General features: G+C 45.1%; 1 protein-coding gene. It reads left to right on the plus strand.

Annotated elements, in window-relative coordinates:
• Positions 1 to 122: 122 nt before the first annotated feature.
• Positions 123 to 1,236 (plus strand): glutamine--tRNA ligase (gene glnS, locus A3766_RS23705; protein ID WP_068643092.1); only part of this gene is annotated, 1,114 nt, incomplete at its 3' end.

The following is a 1,236-nucleotide window of genomic DNA, read 5'->3' on the forward strand; positions in this document are numbered from 1 at the left end:
CTGGAATCAACGGGGTCAGACTCGATTGAATTTCAATCGAGTCTGACCCCGTTGATTACTTTCTATTAGTATCGATTTCTATATAATGTCGGGTTTTATTTTTCGTCGGATTATCACCCAGCATGTCAGAACAAAACACTCCTGAAAAAGACACCGAAGTTAAGCACTTTTTACAGCAGGCTATCGAGCAGGACATTGCCGATAACAAGCATGGCGGCAAGGTTGTTACGCGTTTTCCTCCTGAGCCGAATGGCTTTTTACACATTGGTCACGCTCGTTCTATTTGGTTGAACTTTGGTTTAGCGAAAGAGTATGGCGGTGAGTGTAACCTTCGTTTTGATGACACCAACCCTGAAAAAGAAGAGCAGGCCTATATTGATGCGATTCAGGAAGATGTTAAGTGGTTAGGCTACGACTGGTCGGGTGAGGTGCGTTATGCTTCTAACTACTTCGACAAGTTTTATGACTGGGCTTTGCATCTCATCAATCAAAAATTGGCTTATGTTTGTCACCTTTCCCCTGCCGAAGCCAAAGAGTATCGTGGTTGGGCGACGTCTCCTGGTAAAGAAAGTCCTTATCGAGAGCGTACAGTTGAAGAGAATTTAGCTGAGTTCGAGAAGATGCGTGCCGGTGAGTACGATGAAGGCGCTTGTGTTTTACGCGCCAAGATCGATATGGCCTCACCAAATATGAATTTGCGTGACCCGATTCTTTATCGTATCCGTAAGGCTTCTCATCATCAAACGGGTGATAAGTGGTGTATTTATCCGAGTTATGATTTTGCTCATGGGCAGGAAGATGCCATTGAAGGTGTGACGCACTCAATTTGTACCTTGGAGTTTCAGGCTCACCGGCCTTTATATGAGTGGTTTACGGAAAACCTACCTGTTCCGAGTAAGCCTCGCCAGTACGAATTTGGTCGTTTGAACTTGAACTATACCGTTACCAGTAAACGTAAGCTTAAGAAGTTGGTGGATGACAGTGTCGTTTCAGGTTGGGATGACCCGCGTATGCCAACGGTATCAGGTATGCGTCGTCGTGGCTTTACGCCCACTGCGCTAAAAAGCTTCTGCGATATGATCCCTGTTTCAAGCAAGAACAATAGTGATATTGACGTGGCGATTCTTGAGCGAGCGATTCGTGATGATTTAAACGACAATGCTGCGCGCGCCATGTGTGTGATGAACCCTATTAAGGTGACAAACATAAGCCAATTTTTGATTGATGAGATGCAAA

This window comes from Oleiphilus sp. HI0132 (assembly GCF_001635845.1).